The sequence below is a fragment of the Methanooceanicella nereidis genome (assembly GCF_021023085.1).
Lineage (GTDB): Archaea > Halobacteriota > Methanocellia > Methanocellales > Methanocellaceae > Methanooceanicella > Methanooceanicella nereidis.
Genome location: NZ_PGCK01000001.1, coordinates 320,173 through 337,499, shown reverse-complemented (window position 1 = coordinate 337,499; position 17,327 = coordinate 320,173). Strand labels below are relative to the sequence as shown.

At 47.0% G+C, this 17,327-nt stretch carries 20 protein-coding genes; 6 read left to right on the top strand and 14 right to left on the bottom strand.

Annotated features, from left to right (window positions below; all coding sequences use genetic code 11):
- Positions 1-28: 28 nt before the first annotated feature.
- The 5 genes from CUJ83_RS01800 to CUJ83_RS01780 all read right to left on the bottom strand — a co-directional run bounded on the left by CUJ83_RS01800 (position 29) and on the right by CUJ83_RS01780 (position 3,158).
- Positions 29-769 (bottom strand): DNA polymerase sliding clamp, encoded by a 741-nt coding sequence (locus tag CUJ83_RS01800; RefSeq protein WP_230739917.1) that lies wholly within the window; start codon positions 767-769, stop codon positions 29-31.
- An 89-nt stretch (positions 770-858) separates the two neighbouring features.
- Positions 859-1,176 carry a transcription factor S gene (locus CUJ83_RS01795; protein ID WP_230739915.1) on the bottom strand — a complete coding sequence of 106 codons (318 nt, stop codon included), beginning with the start codon at positions 1,174-1,176 and terminating at the stop codon, positions 859-861.
- 1 nt (position 1,177) lies between these two features.
- A complete protein-coding gene (locus tag CUJ83_RS01790; protein ID WP_230739913.1) occupies positions 1,178-1,582 on the bottom strand; it encodes an NUDIX domain-containing protein in 405 nt (134 codons plus the stop codon).
- Positions 1,583-1,813: 231 nt separating this feature from the next.
- A complete protein-coding gene (locus CUJ83_RS01785) occupies positions 1,814-2,455 on the bottom strand; it encodes a PHP domain-containing protein (protein WP_230739911.1) in 642 nt (213 codons plus the stop codon).
- A gap of 100 nt (positions 2,456-2,555) precedes the next feature.
- Positions 2,556-3,158, bottom strand: coding sequence for a CDP-alcohol phosphatidyltransferase family protein (locus tag CUJ83_RS01780; protein ID WP_230739909.1), 603 nt, complete (start codon positions 3,156-3,158; stop codon positions 2,556-2,558).
- A gap of 114 nt (positions 3,159-3,272) precedes the next feature.
- On the opposite strand from CUJ83_RS01780, the gene CUJ83_RS01775 reads away from it, so the two are divergent.
- Positions 3,273-3,809, top strand: coding sequence for a nicotinamide-nucleotide adenylyltransferase (locus CUJ83_RS01775; protein WP_230739907.1), 537 nt, complete (start codon positions 3,273-3,275; stop codon positions 3,807-3,809).
- A 196-nt stretch (positions 3,810-4,005) separates the two neighbouring features.
- Complete coding sequence (locus tag CUJ83_RS01770; protein WP_230739905.1) at positions 4,006-4,521, top strand: GNAT family N-acetyltransferase; 516 nt, start codon at positions 4,006-4,008, stop codon at positions 4,519-4,521.
- 34 nt (positions 4,522-4,555) lie between these two features.
- Here CUJ83_RS01770 and CUJ83_RS01765 read toward each other — a convergent pair whose 3' ends face one another.
- The 3 genes from CUJ83_RS01765 to CUJ83_RS01755 all read right to left on the bottom strand — a co-directional run bounded on the left by CUJ83_RS01765 (position 4,556) and on the right by CUJ83_RS01755 (position 6,804).
- Positions 4,556-4,723 (bottom strand): hypothetical protein, encoded by a 168-nt coding sequence (locus CUJ83_RS01765; RefSeq protein ID WP_230739897.1) that lies wholly within the window; start codon positions 4,721-4,723, stop codon positions 4,556-4,558.
- A gap of 87 nt (positions 4,724-4,810) precedes the next feature.
- Positions 4,811-5,650: a glycosyltransferase family 2 protein gene (locus CUJ83_RS01760; RefSeq protein ID WP_230739895.1), complete on the bottom strand. Its 840-nt coding sequence runs from the start codon at positions 5,648-5,650 to the stop codon at positions 4,811-4,813.
- Positions 5,650-6,804, bottom strand: coding sequence for a glycosyltransferase family 4 protein (locus CUJ83_RS01755; protein ID WP_230739893.1), 1,155 nt, complete (start codon positions 6,802-6,804; stop codon positions 5,650-5,652). The genes CUJ83_RS01760 and CUJ83_RS01755 overlap by 1 nt, the downstream gene beginning before the upstream one ends.
- A 168-nt stretch (positions 6,805-6,972) precedes the next feature.
- On the opposite strand from CUJ83_RS01755, the gene CUJ83_RS01750 reads away from it, so the two are divergent.
- Positions 6,973-8,565, top strand: a complete 1,593-nt coding sequence (locus CUJ83_RS01750) for a flippase (RefSeq protein WP_230739891.1) — start codon at positions 6,973-6,975, stop codon at positions 8,563-8,565.
- Positions 8,566-8,903: 338 nt separating this feature from the next.
- On the opposite strand, the gene CUJ83_RS01745 is transcribed toward CUJ83_RS01750, so the two are convergent.
- Positions 8,904-11,162 (bottom strand): DUF2206 domain-containing protein, encoded by a 2,259-nt coding sequence (locus CUJ83_RS01745; protein WP_230739890.1) that lies wholly within the window; start codon positions 11,160-11,162, stop codon positions 8,904-8,906.
- Positions 11,163-11,283: 121 nt separating this feature from the next.
- On the opposite strand from CUJ83_RS01745, the gene CUJ83_RS01740 reads away from it, so the two are divergent.
- Positions 11,284-12,294, top strand: coding sequence for a glycosyltransferase family 4 protein (locus CUJ83_RS01740; RefSeq protein WP_230739888.1), 1,011 nt, complete (start codon positions 11,284-11,286; stop codon positions 12,292-12,294).
- An 11-nt stretch (positions 12,295-12,305) separates the two neighbouring features.
- Positions 12,306-14,402: a hypothetical protein gene (locus CUJ83_RS01735; RefSeq protein WP_230739886.1), complete on the top strand. Its 2,097-nt coding sequence runs from the start codon at positions 12,306-12,308 to the stop codon at positions 14,400-14,402.
- A gap of 100 nt (positions 14,403-14,502) precedes the next feature.
- Here the strand turns inward: CUJ83_RS01735 and CUJ83_RS01730 are convergent, their stop codons facing one another.
- Genes CUJ83_RS01730 through CUJ83_RS01720 form a run of 3 tightly spaced genes read right to left on the bottom strand, consistent with a single transcriptional unit; the run spans position 14,503 to position 15,946 of the window.
- Entirely contained in the window at positions 14,503-15,123 is a 621-nt protein-coding gene (locus CUJ83_RS01730; protein ID WP_230739884.1) for an orotate phosphoribosyltransferase-like protein, read from the bottom strand.
- Positions 15,110-15,616: an NOB1 family endonuclease gene (locus CUJ83_RS01725; RefSeq protein ID WP_230739882.1), complete on the bottom strand. Its 507-nt coding sequence runs from the start codon at positions 15,614-15,616 to the stop codon at positions 15,110-15,112. The genes CUJ83_RS01730 and CUJ83_RS01725 overlap by 14 nt, the downstream gene beginning before the upstream one ends.
- Before the next feature lie 57 nt (positions 15,617-15,673).
- Complete coding sequence (locus tag CUJ83_RS01720; RefSeq protein WP_230739880.1) at positions 15,674-15,946, bottom strand: hypothetical protein; 273 nt, start codon at positions 15,944-15,946, stop codon at positions 15,674-15,676.
- Between the two features lie 280 nt (positions 15,947-16,226).
- Here CUJ83_RS01720 and CUJ83_RS01715 point away from each other — a divergent pair, with 280 nt between their 5' ends.
- The gene (locus tag CUJ83_RS01715) at positions 16,227-16,505 is read left to right on the top strand and encodes a hypothetical protein (protein ID WP_230739877.1); all 279 of its coding nucleotides are present in this window, start codon (positions 16,227-16,229) and stop codon (positions 16,503-16,505) included.
- Between the two features lie 13 nt (positions 16,506-16,518).
- Here the strand turns inward: CUJ83_RS01715 and CUJ83_RS01710 are convergent, their stop codons facing one another.
- A complete protein-coding gene (locus CUJ83_RS01710; RefSeq protein WP_230739875.1) occupies positions 16,519-17,058 on the bottom strand; it encodes a YfcE family phosphodiesterase in 540 nt (179 codons plus the stop codon).
- Between the two features lie 60 nt (positions 17,059-17,118).
- Positions 17,119-17,265: a hypothetical protein gene (locus CUJ83_RS01705; RefSeq protein WP_230739873.1), complete on the bottom strand. Its 147-nt coding sequence runs from the start codon at positions 17,263-17,265 to the stop codon at positions 17,119-17,121.
- Positions 17,266-17,327 lie beyond the last annotated feature (62 nt).

Below are 17,327 nucleotides of genomic sequence, written 5' to 3'. Positions count from 1 at the left end.
ACATGGACTGTTATCTTCTTAATAAGTCTTAATCAGATTCGATCCTCGGTGCGAGCAGGTAGGTTACGCTACCGTTGCCGCCTGCGATATTAAAGTTGAACTTTACCGGGTAGTCCGAACCAAGGTCTATAGAGACGCTTTCAGCTTTACCCAGTGACTTCGCCAGGTCATTCAGGTAGTCCAGAGAGAATAACGACCTAACGTCGGAGCTTGCCTGTATCGATATGAGGTTCGATTCCGGTATGTCCAGGCGCACTTTATCAAGGTCACCCTCGGCTTCCACGTAGAAAGTCTTGCCGGCGACCCCGAGGGCCATGTGGTCCGATACTTTTTCCGCTGCCTTGACCGCTCTTTTCATATCCGCGCCATTCAGCACGATCTTCGCGGGGAGCTCCAGGTTGGGCACTTTCGGCTCTTTTCTTATCGAGCTCGGGTCAAGAAGCGATAGGGTATATGCGAGCCCTCCTGTACGGATCTCGAGCTTTCTGGTCTCTTCGTTAAGGCTTAACTCTATGCGGTCGTCCTTCGATGCCATGCCGAGGATGTCCATCAGCCTTGCCAGGTCGACCCCTATCTCGCCTTCAGTCGCTTCATACGACTCGAATGCCTTTGCGTTCAGGTCGAAGGCCACCATCGCAACGTTGGCCGGGTCAACAGCCCTTGCGGAAATGCCATCAGCATTTATCCTGAACTTAGCCTCGTCTACCAGAGTCGAGACCGCTTCTATGGCATCTTTAAAGACATCAGCATTAATTATTGCCTTAAACATGATATCACCTAAACTATACCCTTGTACTCCTATTGGTAATCTAGTCTTATACTTATCCCGGATTATATATTAAGTTTTCAGTTTTATTCTTAATTATACTCTCTCCACGTCTTTCCGCACGCGGTGCATCTGAAGAAACGCACTTCGCTTTCATCGGCGCTCCTGAGCTGTCTCATCCACCAGTATGCCTTCTGGTTACCGCACTCGGGGCACTTTTGCTCATCCGTGGTCGGAAGTCCTGCGTCGTCTTTTCCTTCCAGTACAGTTATTTCACGCTCGGGCTTGCTTGCCGCGCCTCCGACAATAATGGCCTCGTTGCCGGCTTTCTTCTCGAAACCGCATTTCCGGCATTTTAAAACACCGCCGGAAGGTCTCATCATACTCTTGCATTTTGGACAGAATTCCATTTTAAATGATCCTCCTGAGTTCACTCATGGCGTCATCGATCATCCTGTTATGATCGAAAGCCAGGTCAGGCATCTCGTTAAAGCTTAAAAGGACAACATCTCTCGCATCCGTCGATGCCTTTAACTCACCGCCAATGGCTTTCATCAGGTAGCAGATTGATACCACCGGCCCTCTCGGGTCTCTATGAGGCTTTGAATAGACTCCAACAAGCTTAAGAATTTCGGCTTCCAGTCCCGTCTCTTCTTTGACCTCTCTCTTTGCTGCCGCTTCGGTCGTCTCATCATCCTCGACGAACCCACCCGGGAGAGCTAACATATCTCTGTAAGGTTCATTCTTTCTTCTTATAAATACTATTTTATCGCCCTTTATGACGATCCCATCCGTTGCAAGAGGACGGCATTTCATGAACATAAGAATGGGAACCATGGTTAAATAAATGACGTGTCCAGAGGCATTTTATATTCTTTTATAAGTAGCGTTATTAAAATTTGCGTGCGATACGGCACGTTATATACGGACATGCCCGACTATACGAAAACTATCATGACATTACGTATAAAAAATCCCCAGCATACGAGCTATGGGCTCCTGTATATGCATTATCCGGAAAATCAAAATCAAGAATAGTATCAGTATTCAGGGAATAAACAATCCTTTGTTTTTAAAGATATGCCGCGCTGTATTATTTGCCCACGACACGGAGCCCACATCCACCACTTTATGCGCGTCGCTCCCTATCGTATATTTTATCCCGGCATCCCTGCATTTTACCAGGAAGTCCCAGGAAGGAAGAGTATGCTTTGAGTTGATCTCGATCGCTACGTCATTATCCCTTAAGACCTCTACGAGCATATCCTCGTACTCCAGTATCGGGCCGAACCTCATTCCCATGCTCCACGCATGGTGGGCGAGCACGTCCACCTTCTCGTCCTCAAGGGCCTTTAAGACGGCTTTATAATAGACCTCTTCGGATGGCGCCCCATGATAGGATGCGAGAACTATGTCCATGTCTTCCCTGGTCGCAAGATATACTTCGCCTGTGGACAGTATCTCGGCCTCAATGCCTACCAGGACCTTAACATGATACGATGGCTGTAAAAGCTCGACTTCCTTTTTGGTCTGCGAGACCATTTTTTCCGTGACACCGCTGCCGTGCCCGGGCCCGTGATCCGTCAGCGCGATCAGGTCCAGGCCTTTTTTCTCCGCGGCCTCGATTATATTATGCACGCTATCTCTGCCGTCAGACTTGTTGGTGTGTATGTGCATATCTACTTTCATTATGTATCACGAACGGACGTTATTGGGCGAAATAACTCTTTGAAAGTTCATTACTTATAAATCTTTTTTATATGGATGCAGTTTGTATCCCGTGTTCGTATCAATACCTGGTCCTGTTCCTGTACAGGTAGAACACGCGCTGTAGCGCCGAAAAATTTGTCATTAATGCAATGACGATCACAGCCCAGTCAACGTGATTCAGGCACGAGAGCACTATCAGGGTTATGACCGTTTCCGGCCTCCCGAAGATCCCGACGCTTTCCAGCGGGTCCTTAATCTTGCCGTCCTCTTTCTTATCGAAACCTATCTCCGCGTAGACGACGGGCTTTATGAACGTGTTCATCATCGAGCCGAATATGGCGATGGCCGCAATACCCGGGTTTACGAGCCCGCTAAAAGCTATACCTATTAGCACCAGGCCGTCCACGTACTTGTCCGCGATCCAGTCTATCGCCGCACCGAACCTGGACTTTTTATTGTTTATTCTTGCGACGCCGCCGTCGATAAAGTCGAACAGAGCCGATAAAAGAAGCATGCCGGCAGCAAAATATGCATACTGGTAAGCGTAGAGCACGGCCGAGCCCATACCGAATAACAGCGACAAAAGAGTGATCTGGTTGGGCGTTATCCCCAGCCTGGCGAAGAACCTTGAAACAGGATAAATAAAGTGTATAAGGCTATCACGGTACTTCGTTATGTTCATAGGCCGCCCTCAATATCCATGAATTGATAAAGCCATTGGTACTTATACTTTTTTAAGGCCAGCAATAATTTAAATAGTTAATAAAGACAATTTTCTAATCTCAGAGGCACTCAGATGGACTCACGCGTTCGAAGAGCATTCTACATAGGGCGTTTCCAGCCTTTTCACCTTGGCCATCACAAGGTCATCAGCGAAATATCGAAAAACGTGGACGAGCTAGTTATCGGCATAGGCAGCGCCCAGGATAGCCACACTCCGGAGAATCCGTTCACTGCGGGCGAGCGCATAATGATGATCTCTCGCGGCCTCAAAGACTTAGCGCTACAATATTATGTGATCCCCATAAGTGACGTTTACCGGAACGCGATATGGGTATCCCATGTAAAGTCAATGACGCCTCCTTTCTCCTCAGTATATTCCAACAACCCGCTTGTATCCCGGCTATTCAACGAGGCGGGATATGCAGTCCTGTACTCCCCGATGTATAACAGGACCGAGTATTCCGGTACAGAGATAAGGCGGAGAATGCTTTCAGGCGAGGAATGGAAACATCTCGTGCCCGAAGAAGTCGTGGACGTCATCGACGAGATAAAGGGTATCGAGCGGCTGAAAGAGGTCGCGATGAAAGGGGACATCGAGACGCTAGAATGATCAAATAAATTGCCGGATATAAGTGCTGTGTCCCGTAAATTCAATGGTTCATAAGTCTATTATCGGATAATGTGTCAATGATGGTGATTCTGTAAGAAGCACATCCATGCACAGCGTTATCACATCACTCGAAAAGATAAAGAACAATTACCAAGGAAAAGAATTAAAAAATACGGAGGACATTACCATTTTTGCTATGCGTTCAGAAAGACCCGATGACTTTGCAGCCATCTATGAGGTCAACCTGAAGGCGTTCGGGCAGGATAAGGAGCCGAAGCTCGTCGATGATCTAAGGGCGTCAGGAAACTTCATACCGGATCTATCTATTGTCGCCATAAAAGATGGGAAGATCGTAGGGCATATACTATTTTGTCCGCTAACGATAGAGACGGAAAAAGGCCGGGTGCCTGCTCTCACATTAGCGCCTCTAGCCGTTCTCCCGGAATATCAAGGCCAGGGTATAGGCTCAGGGCTTACTATGGAAGGATTAAAGCGGTGCAAAGCTCTTGGCCACCGGATCGTCATAGTCGTAGGGCATCCCGGTTATTATCCGCGTTTCGGTTTCACGTCCGCCAGGGCTAAAGGACTTGATGTGCTATTCCCGGTGCCTGACGAGGCCTTCATGGCTATTGAACTGGTCCCGGGCGCACTTGACGGTATGAAAGGCATGGTCATTTTTCCGCCTGAATTCAACATCCCGACAGAAAAATAAAAAAAGTTGCTATTGAGGCGATGACATATTTTAGTCATTCTTCATCGTCTTCCTCAAAGTCGCCGGCAAAGTATAGTTCGGCGACAGTCAGGGCATAATCTACGACTTCCGAATCTGTCAGCGGATCAGGGTCCAATCCGCTTTCCTTCATGGCCCTCCTGATTTTTTGTATCTTGTAATCGTTTGCAGAAACTTTTACCATTTCAATCCCATATCATAGATAACCCGTTTGTACTTTAGTATAACGTTATCATCCCTTCGCTGGCATTCGGAAAAGCTCATCGTACGATCAAACTATAGAGCCAAGGAACCTTGAGCCGCATTTTACAAAAATAAATACCGGGAAAACTACTTTATTCTTCATGCCGTCTATTTTCAAAGCATTCGGGATGGAAAGCAGAGAATAGAACGGAACTGACATGAGAAGCCTTAATCTTATGCCTTTTTTAGAATATTTTCTGGCCAGCCCGATGTCGCCCCGCGCGAACCACATCTGTTGCCTTATCATATCTTCCCATGTGGCGGGATGTTCATGCTTTATCCTGGCCTCGGGCACCAGCGCCAGCTTGAACCCGGACTCTTTTACCCTTCGCGAGAGGTCATAATCCTCTCCCGAGGGTAATGATTCATCAAAGCCTCCAATGCACTTTATAATATCCGCCCTGAACGCCGCTGACGACGTACACAGGTAAATATCGCGCCTGCTAAGATACATATATTTGTCACTAAGGCTGCCCATCGTAAGATAAGAAAAGTCCCACATCGACGCCAGGGGTTCTTCGGCATTATATGCTTCGCGTATGCTCCCGGCCCCGCCTACTTCCGGATCGTCGAACGCCTTTAATAGGCTCCCGAGCCACATCCTGGAAACCACGCAGTCGTCGTCAGTAAAAGCTATGATCTTTCCTCTCGCCTTCGAGATACCGCAATTCCTGGCATTTGAAACGCCCCTGCCATCCTGCTCGACGACCGTGACCCGCCCGTCCGGATATGAATACTTCAAGCCTTGCTTCACTACGACGATCGCTTCAAAATCCTTATAGTCCATTTTGACCAGCGAGTCCAGGCACCTGTTCACGATGTCCGTCCTTCCGGCAGGGATCACTATCGACACTTCCGGCGCGGTCATCAGTTCATCACCACGTTCCCGTATATCTCGTCATATCTTTTTACCGCGACAGGCCAGGAGTGTTCGGTCACCGCAAGATGTCTTCCTTTACGGCCATAAGTACGCGAATCGCTATCGCTGGCCAGTATCGATATTACCTTTTCCGCAAGGTCATCTACTTTACGCGGGTCAAATAGCAGCCCGTTGATGCCGTCCCTGACATACTCCGGTATCCCCCCGCTGTTCGCGCCCACTAAAGGCACGCCCGATGCCATCGCTTCCAGTAAGACGAATCCTGCGGCCTCCTCCCTGGAAGGTAATACGAACACGTCAGCTGCCGCATAATATTTTGGAAGGGCGTCGTCCTCCAGCCTTCCGGTAAAAATGACGTTTTCCTTTAATCCCAGGCCGCTAACAAGCTTTTCCAGATCTTCTTTCATATCACCGCTCAGGTTTCCTGCAAGGACGAGCCTGGCATCGCTAATTTTCTTCAGGACAGAGGGCATCGCCGATATGATCATCCCGGCACGCTTTCTCCTGTCGTTGAGGCTGGATACCATAAGTATGATAGGCGCCGGGGGCAGCCCTAATTCCGCTTTTAGCCTTTCCTTATCCTTTGCGGGCTTGAACCTTTCAATATCTACGCAAAGCGGGACCACCACGCTGTCTATGCCGAAGTCTTTTTTTACGGCATATTTGACATATTCCGTTACCGATACCACGCACGAAGATCTTTGCAGAGCCTTTCTATACATCATCCGGTAAACCGGGACAGGGCTCGCGAGTATCGACGAACGTGGGACAACGTGCACGGTCATGACCAGCGGCCTCTTTTTTGAACCCCTTAATAATGTGGCGGCATAGCCTCCTGCAAAATGATGGGCATGAATGATGTCCGAGTCGTCCGTATTCATTTTTAATACGCCCGACGGCACGAATGTCAGCCTCTGGTCATACAGGTTACGGGATGCCTGCATTATGCCGCTTCCGTACATGGGCGCGTATATGACTCTCATGCCATCTATCGTCTTATTGTCATCATTCCCTCCGGTCAGGACTGTGACACGGTTACCTCTTTCGATGAGCCCTTTGCTTAATTCGTAGACAAATCTCTCTATGCCTCTCTCAACGTCAGGTAAGAAATATTCAGTAGCCTGTAATATCTTATAGCTCATCAACAGTTTATTATAATATTACTTGCTTATAAATTTATTTAGTGGTAGCTAAATATCAATATACTCTAAGTGCGTCGAATTATTGATTATAATTTTTTAAAAATATCATTATGTGAATAATTAATATAGTGGTAATGTCAAATATCCTTCTTAAGCAAGTGGTCGTATATGTCAGAAGCTAAAAAGATGGCTAAGGATTCGGCGTATGTGGTAAGCGCCAGGGTAATATCCATACTATCCTCCCTGATGATGGGTATAATACTGGCCAGGCTTCTGGGCAAGGATATGTACGGTCTCGTCACATGGGCTATCTTTTTAGAGGGTATTGTGTTCATTTTCGCCGACCTCGGCATACAGGAGTCTGCTGCGCGAAGGATAGCCGAATACCGCGCGAAGGATATGGACGTATCGGGCAGCATAGTCACGTCCATGGCACTTAAGATGATCGTGGGACTGGCCGCCGTCATACTATGCCTGCTGTTCAGTTCCTATATCGCAGTGAGCCTTAACAATCACGAAGAGGCGATCATCTCGGTATATGCATGCGCGGCACTATTGTCACTTGACATCATATCGACGTCCATCTATTCTTCGCTATACGGGTTCCGTGAAATGACAATAACCTCGTACGCAGAGGTTATACAGAACGTATCCAAGACACTTCTCGCAGTCGTGCTTGTGGTCCTCGGGTTCGGGTTCAAAGGTGCCTTAATCGGCCTTATAGCCGGCTCCGCATTTCTTCTTGTTTTTTACATATATTCTTTTAAAAAGAACGTCCTGCCGGAAATAAAACACCTGAGGCTGGATCTTACCGAGATGAACCATATTCTGACATATGGCTTTTATCTCGGGCTCTCATGGGCTGTGGTAAAGGTGTATATGTCATTCGATCAGTTTTACATAGGGGCTAAATTGACGATGGGCGATTTTGTTTGCTATACCATCTCAATGTCGCTGGCGCTCCTCATCTATTATGGCATGTTCTCGCTGAGGAGAGTGCTTCTTACTTCATTTTCCGGCTCGGTAAGCACGCAAAATTATGGTATGACAAAGGACGTGTTCCGATTATCGATCAAGTACATCGCCATGATAGCACTTCCGGCAGGCGCGGGAATGGCCGCTTTATCCCCTGATGTGATATCGGCCATATACGGGCATGAGTATATAGCGGCCGCTTTAGTATTGCCTTTCCTGGCGATAATGGGCGCCATAAAGACATGCGAGCTTCCGGCCGCATGCATCATCGACGGCGGGGGAAAGGCAAAGATCGGAGTGAGAATAGCTATAGTTACAGCCATATTTAACGTAGCTTTAAACCTGGCGCTGATCCCCATGTATGGCATTCAAGGCGCTGCCGTTGCCAGCCTTATATCGCTGGGGAGCGGGACCATTGTATTCCTTTTTGCGGCATCAAGATCATACAATGTCCGTGTCCCGGTAAAAGAGATCCTTCTGATCAGCCTGGCTTCCATCATCATGTACGCTACTGTGATAAGCGTAAGGTCGATGGCTTATTCGACGCTCGGCCTGGATATTGAATCATCCATATCATGCCTGACATCGCTGGCATTGTGCATACCGGCAGGAGTGATCATATATGCCATTGCCATACTTGTCTTTGGCGTGATCAGTATCGACGATAGTGCAAAGATAAGAAAGGCAGTGGGAACCGGCCTATTATCTAAGCCGGTCATAGCCGTTTTACAGGTATCCGAGAAAACCAGGGGCATGATGCCTTTTAATAATATTATAAAAAGTTAGTGCATATACAGTACAAAAAACTATACGCGCATCCATACGTGTTTTTGTATACTGCTAGCAAGTTCTTTAATATGAATGCCTTCTCTATCCAGTCCCTCACAAAGGAATTACCAGAGTTCACGGTTTTACACCACGAGGGAATCAAGGGCATAAGGGTTCACAAATACTTTTTCAAAGTATATGCCCATCATCTAAAAAATGTCCTCAGCTTTCCTTTATGTGATTTGTGTGCTTTGTGGTGAAAAACCGGTGATTTTCGCCGCCTTAATGCCGGCGGCCATTAAACCTAAAACGAATCGTGATACAACTTAGAACGATCCCGGACAAAAGGAAGACATCTAGAGATATCTTCCCGAAGTCTTAAGCACGGCCGACCCGCCGTTATCATACACGATGTCCATCTTGTTCAGCAGTACGAAATCTTCCAGTTCCGCACGACCTCTGTTACTGCTGTCGTACCCGTCAAAAATGAGGCCGGTATCGACGTTGTAATGGCTAAGGTACACGTATGAGTTTATCAGCTCGTTTTTTGCCCCATGGAATGAAAGGTGCTGGGTATCCATTGGGTACACTCCTCTGTCATAGCCGTATCCTCTTGGTATCCCCGCATAGCTCCACAGCCTCAAAGAAGCGTAGTTGTCGGCAAATACGCTGGACGGCATCTCGCTTGATTCCAGCCATGTCGCCGATTGTATCTCCTGGGGGTATACAAGATACCCTCCGTCCGTGTCCGCGTTTAACGATATCGACTCATCGACACCGAAAACCTCGTAGGTGAACCCTGTCTGCCCAAGGAAGAATATGACGATGATTATCGCCGTGAAAGTCGTGACATGCCTTATCGACAGGTTCAGTCTTAAAGACCTTATTATGGCTAAGACCCCCAGGACGCACATGGGTGCCAAAAATACCAGCGATTGCATATACAGTCTCTCAAAATTATATCCCTGAGAGACGAACGGTACCAGTATGCTGATGAACAGAAGCAGCAGTAAAAATATCGACGCTAGTAAATACTCAGTGCCAAATCTCGCCCATTTTTCGTTTAAGTTAAAGAACCTGTAAAGATCGTCCCTGCTTAACCTTTTCAGGAACGACGGCATCTCGTCGCGGTTCATCTGATTGTATTTAAATAACAGCGCGCTTGCGGTGACATATATGACGCCGATCGCCACGAATAATTTACTCAGCGTGCTTATGCCTCCCGATATGATCACCGGTATCATGGATTCTATACTGTTGTCCAGCCTTATGCCTGCGGATGATGCCGAAGGCACATCATTCCCTATTATGACGCTGTTAAGAGACTGAAGCGAGTATATCAGGAAATTCACTGCTGCAGCAAGAGTGATCTTTGTGATGAGGCCATGCCAGATAAGTACCATAAGGATGACGCCCAGGGCAAGCTTTCCTGTTATATTCCTGTCAAAGTTGATCCGGTTAAGCTGCATGTATTTGCTAAGGAATAAAGTGCCCAGCAATAGGACCACGAATATGAATGATGTAGTATAGTGTGAAACGACTGTTCCCGCGCTGAATATCGTAAATAGCGCATAACCGCCCTTATCCTTGATACGGTCCGTGAAAAGGATATACATCGCGAGAATGAACAGTAGAATGCTGATCTCCTGCCTTAAAAGGGACGGCATCTGGTAGATGAACATAAAATGCGACATCATAAAGAACGCGCTGAGGAACGCGATCCTGGTGCCGGTCTTGTCTTTGAAGAATAAGTACACGGCGAATGGCATTATGGAGAACAGGATCTGGAATATCAGCTTATAGATATATTCTCCCGGTATGTTCAGCAAAGAAAAGAGCACAGTCGGCAGTATAGTGATACTCAGGCATGTATTGTATATATGATTATAATTTTCTATGGACCAGTGGAAATTCGCCAGCGTCATCTCAAAAGCATAGTATTCCCCGTGAATGTCGAAGCCCAGTAAATAAAATGACCTCAGGGAGTACATGAAGAGTAATGATGCCGACGCTGACAGTATGAATAACGATAACAGGCCGTCCGGGGCTTTTTTATCTAATAATAATGCAATGAAAGTGATGCCTACTAACAATATCATCGCCATCAGGACAATATTTGAGCTGCTGGTGTTAATGATCCAGGTGCCCGCAATCGCCATGGCAGGGAAGGCTATGATAAGGGCCCAGTATATGATCTCTTTAAGGCCGATCTTATTTATCTCCTCATCCTCATCGGCAGTCTCCGGGGGGATAATGTCAAGAGGGCTATCGGCTTTTGTTATCAATCCATACAGCACGGCTCCTGCCATATACAGGTTAAGGGCCACCAGCATGGGTATCGTTGACAGCGGAGCTTCTATAAAAGGATATAATGAGTTGACGATAAAACCAATGACCATTATCCCTACGAGCCCTATCCCGGTGGAAAATATGAGTATTTCGCCCTTTGATATCTTTTTTAGCTTGAGCAACGGTATTGTCACAAGCCCTAGCATGAACACGAAACACACGAACCCGAGGATCTGCCTTGCCAGAGGCATATCGGTCAGGATCGCGACGGATGCAAAAGCCTGCATCAATAATACAAAAATGGCAAATCTCCAAAACCTTGGCATTATATCACTTCTATGTCTACTGCTTGCTGTATGAATATTATATTATATAATACTTGCTTATAAATATTATTATCTAAAAGTGACATAAATAATATATATTATTAATAACTAGTTTTTATTAATGTACAAGGCCAGGCAAGGCATAACCTTCTTCTCCAGCCGCCCGCACCGGGTGCATGTGACATTTGCGGAGAGCGTCAACGCGGACATGTATCTCTTCAGGTTTGACGGAAAGACCAAGAGACCCTACAGGGAGCTATTACTGTCACCATTTTTAAAAAAACCTGACTCTGACGTATATCTCTGCGAAAGCCCTCTATATCTTTTTACAGTTATCCCGAAAAAGATACTCGACCCGGAAATAAAGGTGATATTGCTTGCCACAAGCCCCTTCCGTATGTATTATGAGAAGCAAAGCGCGATGGGGAAATATTTGCTCAGAAAGTCTCTCAGCTACGTGGATGGCATTATCGCTGTATCAAGATACGTTGCGGATTTTTTCGCAGCGATGTCAGACTGTCCTGTAAAAGTGGCATATCCCTATGCAGACATAAGCACATATGAAGGCGCCTATTCGGACCCGTCATCAAAAAACATCGTCTTCCTTGGAAAAATGATGCCATATAAAGGCGTTGATCTACTTATAGAAGCCTTTAAAATGATCCGCGAAAAGGAGCCCGGATCAGAGCTTTATCTGATGGGGCATTTCAAGGATGAATCGCTCAAGCTGCCGGAAATCGAAGGATTGAACGTCGCAGGCAAGGTAGAGGACCCGCGGGAATATTTTTCCCGGGCATGCATCTATATGCATCCCGCCAGAGAAGAGGCATTCGGTGTATCTATCATAGAGGCATGCGCGTCAGGGCTGATTCCGATAGTCAGTAAATACACCGGCGCAGCGGAGATAATAAGGCCTGTATGCCCCGATCTTGTCGTGGATTCGCTCGATCCGGCAGACTATTCTGAACGGGCATTAAAAGTTATGGGATGGGGTCCGGAAAAGAAGAAAGCGGTAGCAGAAGAACTCAGGGCCGTAGCACGCGATTTTACAAAGGACCGGAGTGTCATGGAATTTAAAACGGCTTTTAACGAACTGATACTGGAGATTGACCGTCACAGGAAAGAGTTTTAGGAGATGTTATCATGAAAACAAAAATATTGGCATTTATGATCATGTCATTGCTGATCGTACAATCCGTTAGCCTGTCCTCAGCCAGCACTGACAATATTTCTATTTCTCTCGATAGGTCTGAGAAGCTTATAATACCTGTTAAGGAACAATGCGTCCAGACTATGCCTCAAATGGTCTTTGAAGATTTCGAAGGGGCCACACCGGGATTTGAGGTTACCGGCGGACAGGCCAGGGCAGACGAAACATCCCCTATGTATGGAAAAAATTCACTGGCTGTCTCTTTATCCGGCTCAGGCAGCGTATCCGTCAGGTTCACACTGGATGATATGGATGTAAAAAGATATACCGGCGTCGTCGCCTGGGTGAACCCTTCAAGGAATGACATAAGGATGTCCATAGAGGTCGTATCCGAAAGAGGCTCGTTTAAATCCAGGCAGCAGGGACTGAGGCACGAGAACGAACCGCTACCCGCATATTTCGATTTCGCCAGCATCGGGGCGATGTCGAATGACATTGGAAAGGTAAAGGAGGTCGTCATCACTTTTTACCCGGCGACCGGAGGCGAAGTGAAACTGGATAACGTAGCCTTTGCCGACGCGTCTTATGGCAGTTTTACAAGGGCCTGGTGGGATGAATATAACAGTAAAAGGTATGTGGATCAGCGCTTTCAGGAGACCTTGAACGATTACGTCTCTCTGTACACGTTAAAATATAATAAGGCTCCCGAATGGAAAACGCCTATAGTTCGAGGAATAGATAACATCATCCTTTCAAGGCAGCCCGACGGATGGGTCGAAGGCGCCACTACCGGGCTCATAACGGCCGGGACTCTCGGCAGCACGCTGGCAAACGCCTATATGGCTCTAAAGGACGATCCGTCGATGAAAGAGAAACTCGACGTATACGGCGACACGTCGCACACCCGTGAGTGGTGGATCAAAAAAAGCCTTGAGCAGGATGTTAAGTTCATAGATTACGTATTCTCGCTAAATATAAACGACTGGGTCGTCAGGAACCAGATGATGGAAGGCGCCCGGGCTACCTATTCCGCTTATGCGGCGACAGGGGATCCCGCTTTCCTTGAAAGCTACCGGCGTCAAATGAAGGTCATTCTGGACGGCAGGCAGGATCCCTCAGGATTATACCCTGAATGGACCGGCACGTATAACCCGAAGATAGTCATGTACGACGCAAGCTATACGGCAGTTCAATTCTCCATACTGCTCAGTCTCTCGGCCATGGGTGAAAAGGAATACGCCATCCCAATGATGAAAGATATGTTCAACGTCATCGACGACGTCATAGACCCGTCCACGGGAATGCTGATGAATCTCGGCTCGACAAGGTATGATAAGGACGGGGACATACTCCGATGGCAGGACGGGATATTATATTATGTGGGCGTCAATGAGGGCATGCCGGGGCTGGCGCATCTGGGATACCTTGAGAACCGGCTTTATCCGGGCAAATCTTTTCCTGCGGATTTCCATTCCGCGCTCACCAGGTATTATGACCTAAAATATTATATGGCCCCGGTCTCCGACAACGGGTGCCTTTTACCGCTCGAATGCCCCTCCTATTCTATAGACCTGATAGATGTTAACGGGAATTTAAGGTCATCAATCCCCGCAACGATAAAGGATGGGAAAAGTGTCAATCCCGATATTGTAAGGGATGCCGATACATTCGTAAGGGTGAACACATTTACCGGAGAGATCGCATCTTCCGGAGAGGTCAAGGCATGGTTCGGTCCCGGCTCTCTGATACTTGACGGCAAGGGTCCTATGACCGTGAAATATTCTGCCAGGGACATTGAGACGGCTGGCATAATAGCACAGGACAGCGTCACGCTGACCGTAGAGCATGGCGGCGTATCAGAAAAGTACCTGAAGGATCTAACTAATGACGAATACCCGTTAACCTATTTGATTACAGGTGACGGCCGCACGAAACTGGGCTTTTCCGGATCAGGCAACACTTCCGGTCCGACGTCTGTGCCTAAGAGCACTCCTGAGAACGGCTACCCGCTTTCCTTAGGTTCAGGCCTTATCATATTTTTAGCGATATGTGCAGCTCTTGGATATTTATACCGTACTAAAAAGCCTTGATGTTCAGCGAAAAATGATCAACTCGATAAGATTCCCGTATCCGGTCCGGCTATCAAAATAATGGCTATTTGAGGGGATATAAAGTAAAGGGATAAGACCCTTACTCCACCCTCCCTATCCTATAAAGCGATCTTACCGGGACAGAAGCTATTGTCTCCGCGCCTTTTTTATCTATCATGACAGCTATGGCGACAGTTTCCCCTCCCATGTCATCTATCAGTTTGATAGCCTCTTCCATGGTGGAGCCTGATGTGATTACATCATCGATTATGACACATCTCTTTCCTTTGACGCTTGCATAGTTCTCGCTGAAAGTCGACTGCATCTCAACCGGCCTTCCCTCCTCGGACCTGTGCTTCCCCGGGTGAAGTACGGCAAACTCGACTCCATACTGGTATGCCACTATGTTGGCCAGCGGGATGCCGCTTAGCGCCACTCCGACCACGACGTCCACGTTTGTGTCAAGCTCGTTAAGTACCTCTTCAACCATGTCCGCAAGGCATGTAGCGATGAGCATGAGCCTGCTGGAGCTTTTTCCGATCATCTTCCAGTCAATGAAGATATCTTTCGGCACGGGAGCACCGGTCTCTTTCTTGGCTCGCGTGAGCAGCCACATGGCCGTCTCCCTGGAAATATTGAGCTCGTCAGCGATCTCCCCGGATCGCAGGCCGCGGTTCCTAAGCTCGATAGCTTTTTCAATAAGGTCGTTAACGTTTCTCATTCTTTTTACCCCTGCTAATAGAGCGTTTTTTTAGTCTCAGGGGAGATCCGCAAACGTCGCAGATCTCGCCTTCGCTATATATCCTGTTACATCCTATGCAGCGTTTTTCCCATTCTATCTTTTGCTTGATCTTTTTTTGATGTAATGGCACAATATCGATACCGATCTTTCGCGCTATGTTCTGGATGGCATAATCATCGGTCATTATCTTGACGTCCTTGCCCGAGCCCTTCTCTTCGAGGGCTAACGCAAGCAGGTCTCTGTCAGTTAATGATATCCTGTGTTTATCACCGGTCTTCAAGGCAGCATCTTCGATCTCCGCGATACATTCCTGGCACGGGTCCCTTACTATCAGTCCGCTTATCAACTCCAGCTTAAGCCTGGACTTCTCATCTTTTACCTCTTCGTACACGCGCGAAGGTGTGACCAGTTCCCCGTCCGGAACGATCCCGTATATGAATGCCGACGTATCAAGCACGTACGTTTTTGTCATTATTTATAATTTATACACCGATATTATAAACATAACGAAATTTTTGCGAACTAAGGTCTATTGGTCCGCGCTCATATCAGTTTGCGCATTTTTATCCGCCATGGATCTTTTCAGGTTAGCGTTAAGCCGATTTATACGCTCTTCCAGCTCGTCCATCCTTTCCCTTATATTGTCGCAGGAGCGGCTCATTCGGACCGATGTGCCTCTTTTGTCCATGTTCATATATTCTTTAAGAGCTCTGCCGGCGAATTCTGCGGCATCCATACTCCCTTTTCTTTTTTCGATCCATTCATATGTCTCTTCATCGATCCGTAATATCAGCTCTTTCATTAAAACCATATTAATTTTTATTAATTTATATTTATACGTTAATCGCATCGGATTCGTTTTATTTGGCATTATATTTTATTGTTAGTTAAAAAAATAAAATAAATTGTTTAAAAATAAATGAGTAATCACCCGGTCATCATATGCTCTTATACATACCTTTAAATTTAATATAATTATCATCTGGAAAAAAGTCCCGATGATTTCGGTATATACAGACACATTCATATATTTTAAGGACTTTATAACAATGCATTGTCCTATATGGTGTTGAGGTAGTACCATGGATCGTAGTCCACCGCAGCTTGAGCATATCTATATCACGTCACTGGAAAATTATTTGTCTCTTTTGAAGTCTGAAAAGGTCAGAGATTGCTATAGCGGTCTTCAGCTGCTTTCGAAAAAAGAAAAATTTCAGGATAAAAAGATCGTAGTAAGGAGCAATGTCGCGGAGCAGATCCGCGAAAAGTATAAGGTATCAAAAAGGGCGTTCTACGGGGCGAACAGGGACGTTGAGTTCACGTCGCAGACCACTCTCGATGTGGATGGACCGGGCCAATGAACACCCATTTTTCTTAACGATCCGGATTTTCATTATTCAGGGATCTCATAAAACCGATGTAGCCGCAGACGGAGCCGCCTGACATTTTAACGATCCTGCCTGTCACGTTGCCTCCGGCGACGGTCAGCTCGACCATCGTGGGGTCTGCCATCCTCGGGGACGTAGGGCTGCCCGGGCAGATCAATAACACGTCGCTCTTCTCAATTATGGGTCGGTGAAGATGCCCGAATACCAGCACCTCGACTCCAATTTCCAGTGCCAGGTACCTCATGTTGGTAAGGTCGGTCACGTGATGGCCTTTATGCACGACGCCTATCTTTACCCCCTCGGCCTCAAAGGTCTCGATTTCCGGCAGGGATTCCTTCAGGTCCGGGTCATCGCTGTTCCCGTGCACTGCTATGAGCCTTCTGGAATACGCCTTTATCGTATCGTATGCCGCCCTGGTATGGAAATCCCCGGCATGGACGACCATGTCCGCATCCTTGATCTTCTCCAGGATCTCATCAGGCACTTTATATGCGATGTGCGTATCTGAAAGGACAATAATCTTCATAGCAGAAAGAATACCGCATGCAGGACTAAAAAAATTATGGTCTATGTAATAAGTCTTGGTCTAATCCATGATCATTTTTTCTCTCGGTGCGCCGCAGTTCTTACATTTCGGAGGTGCGCACGAGCCATGTTTCGCGAAAGCCATACAACCGGGCTTACATAGTATCCTGTGCTCGGTCCCGCAGACTGTACATACCCATTTTGGCATGATTGTTCTATATGTTACGAACTAATATATATGTTTTGGTTAGAGGGGCTTCTGTCCTTTTA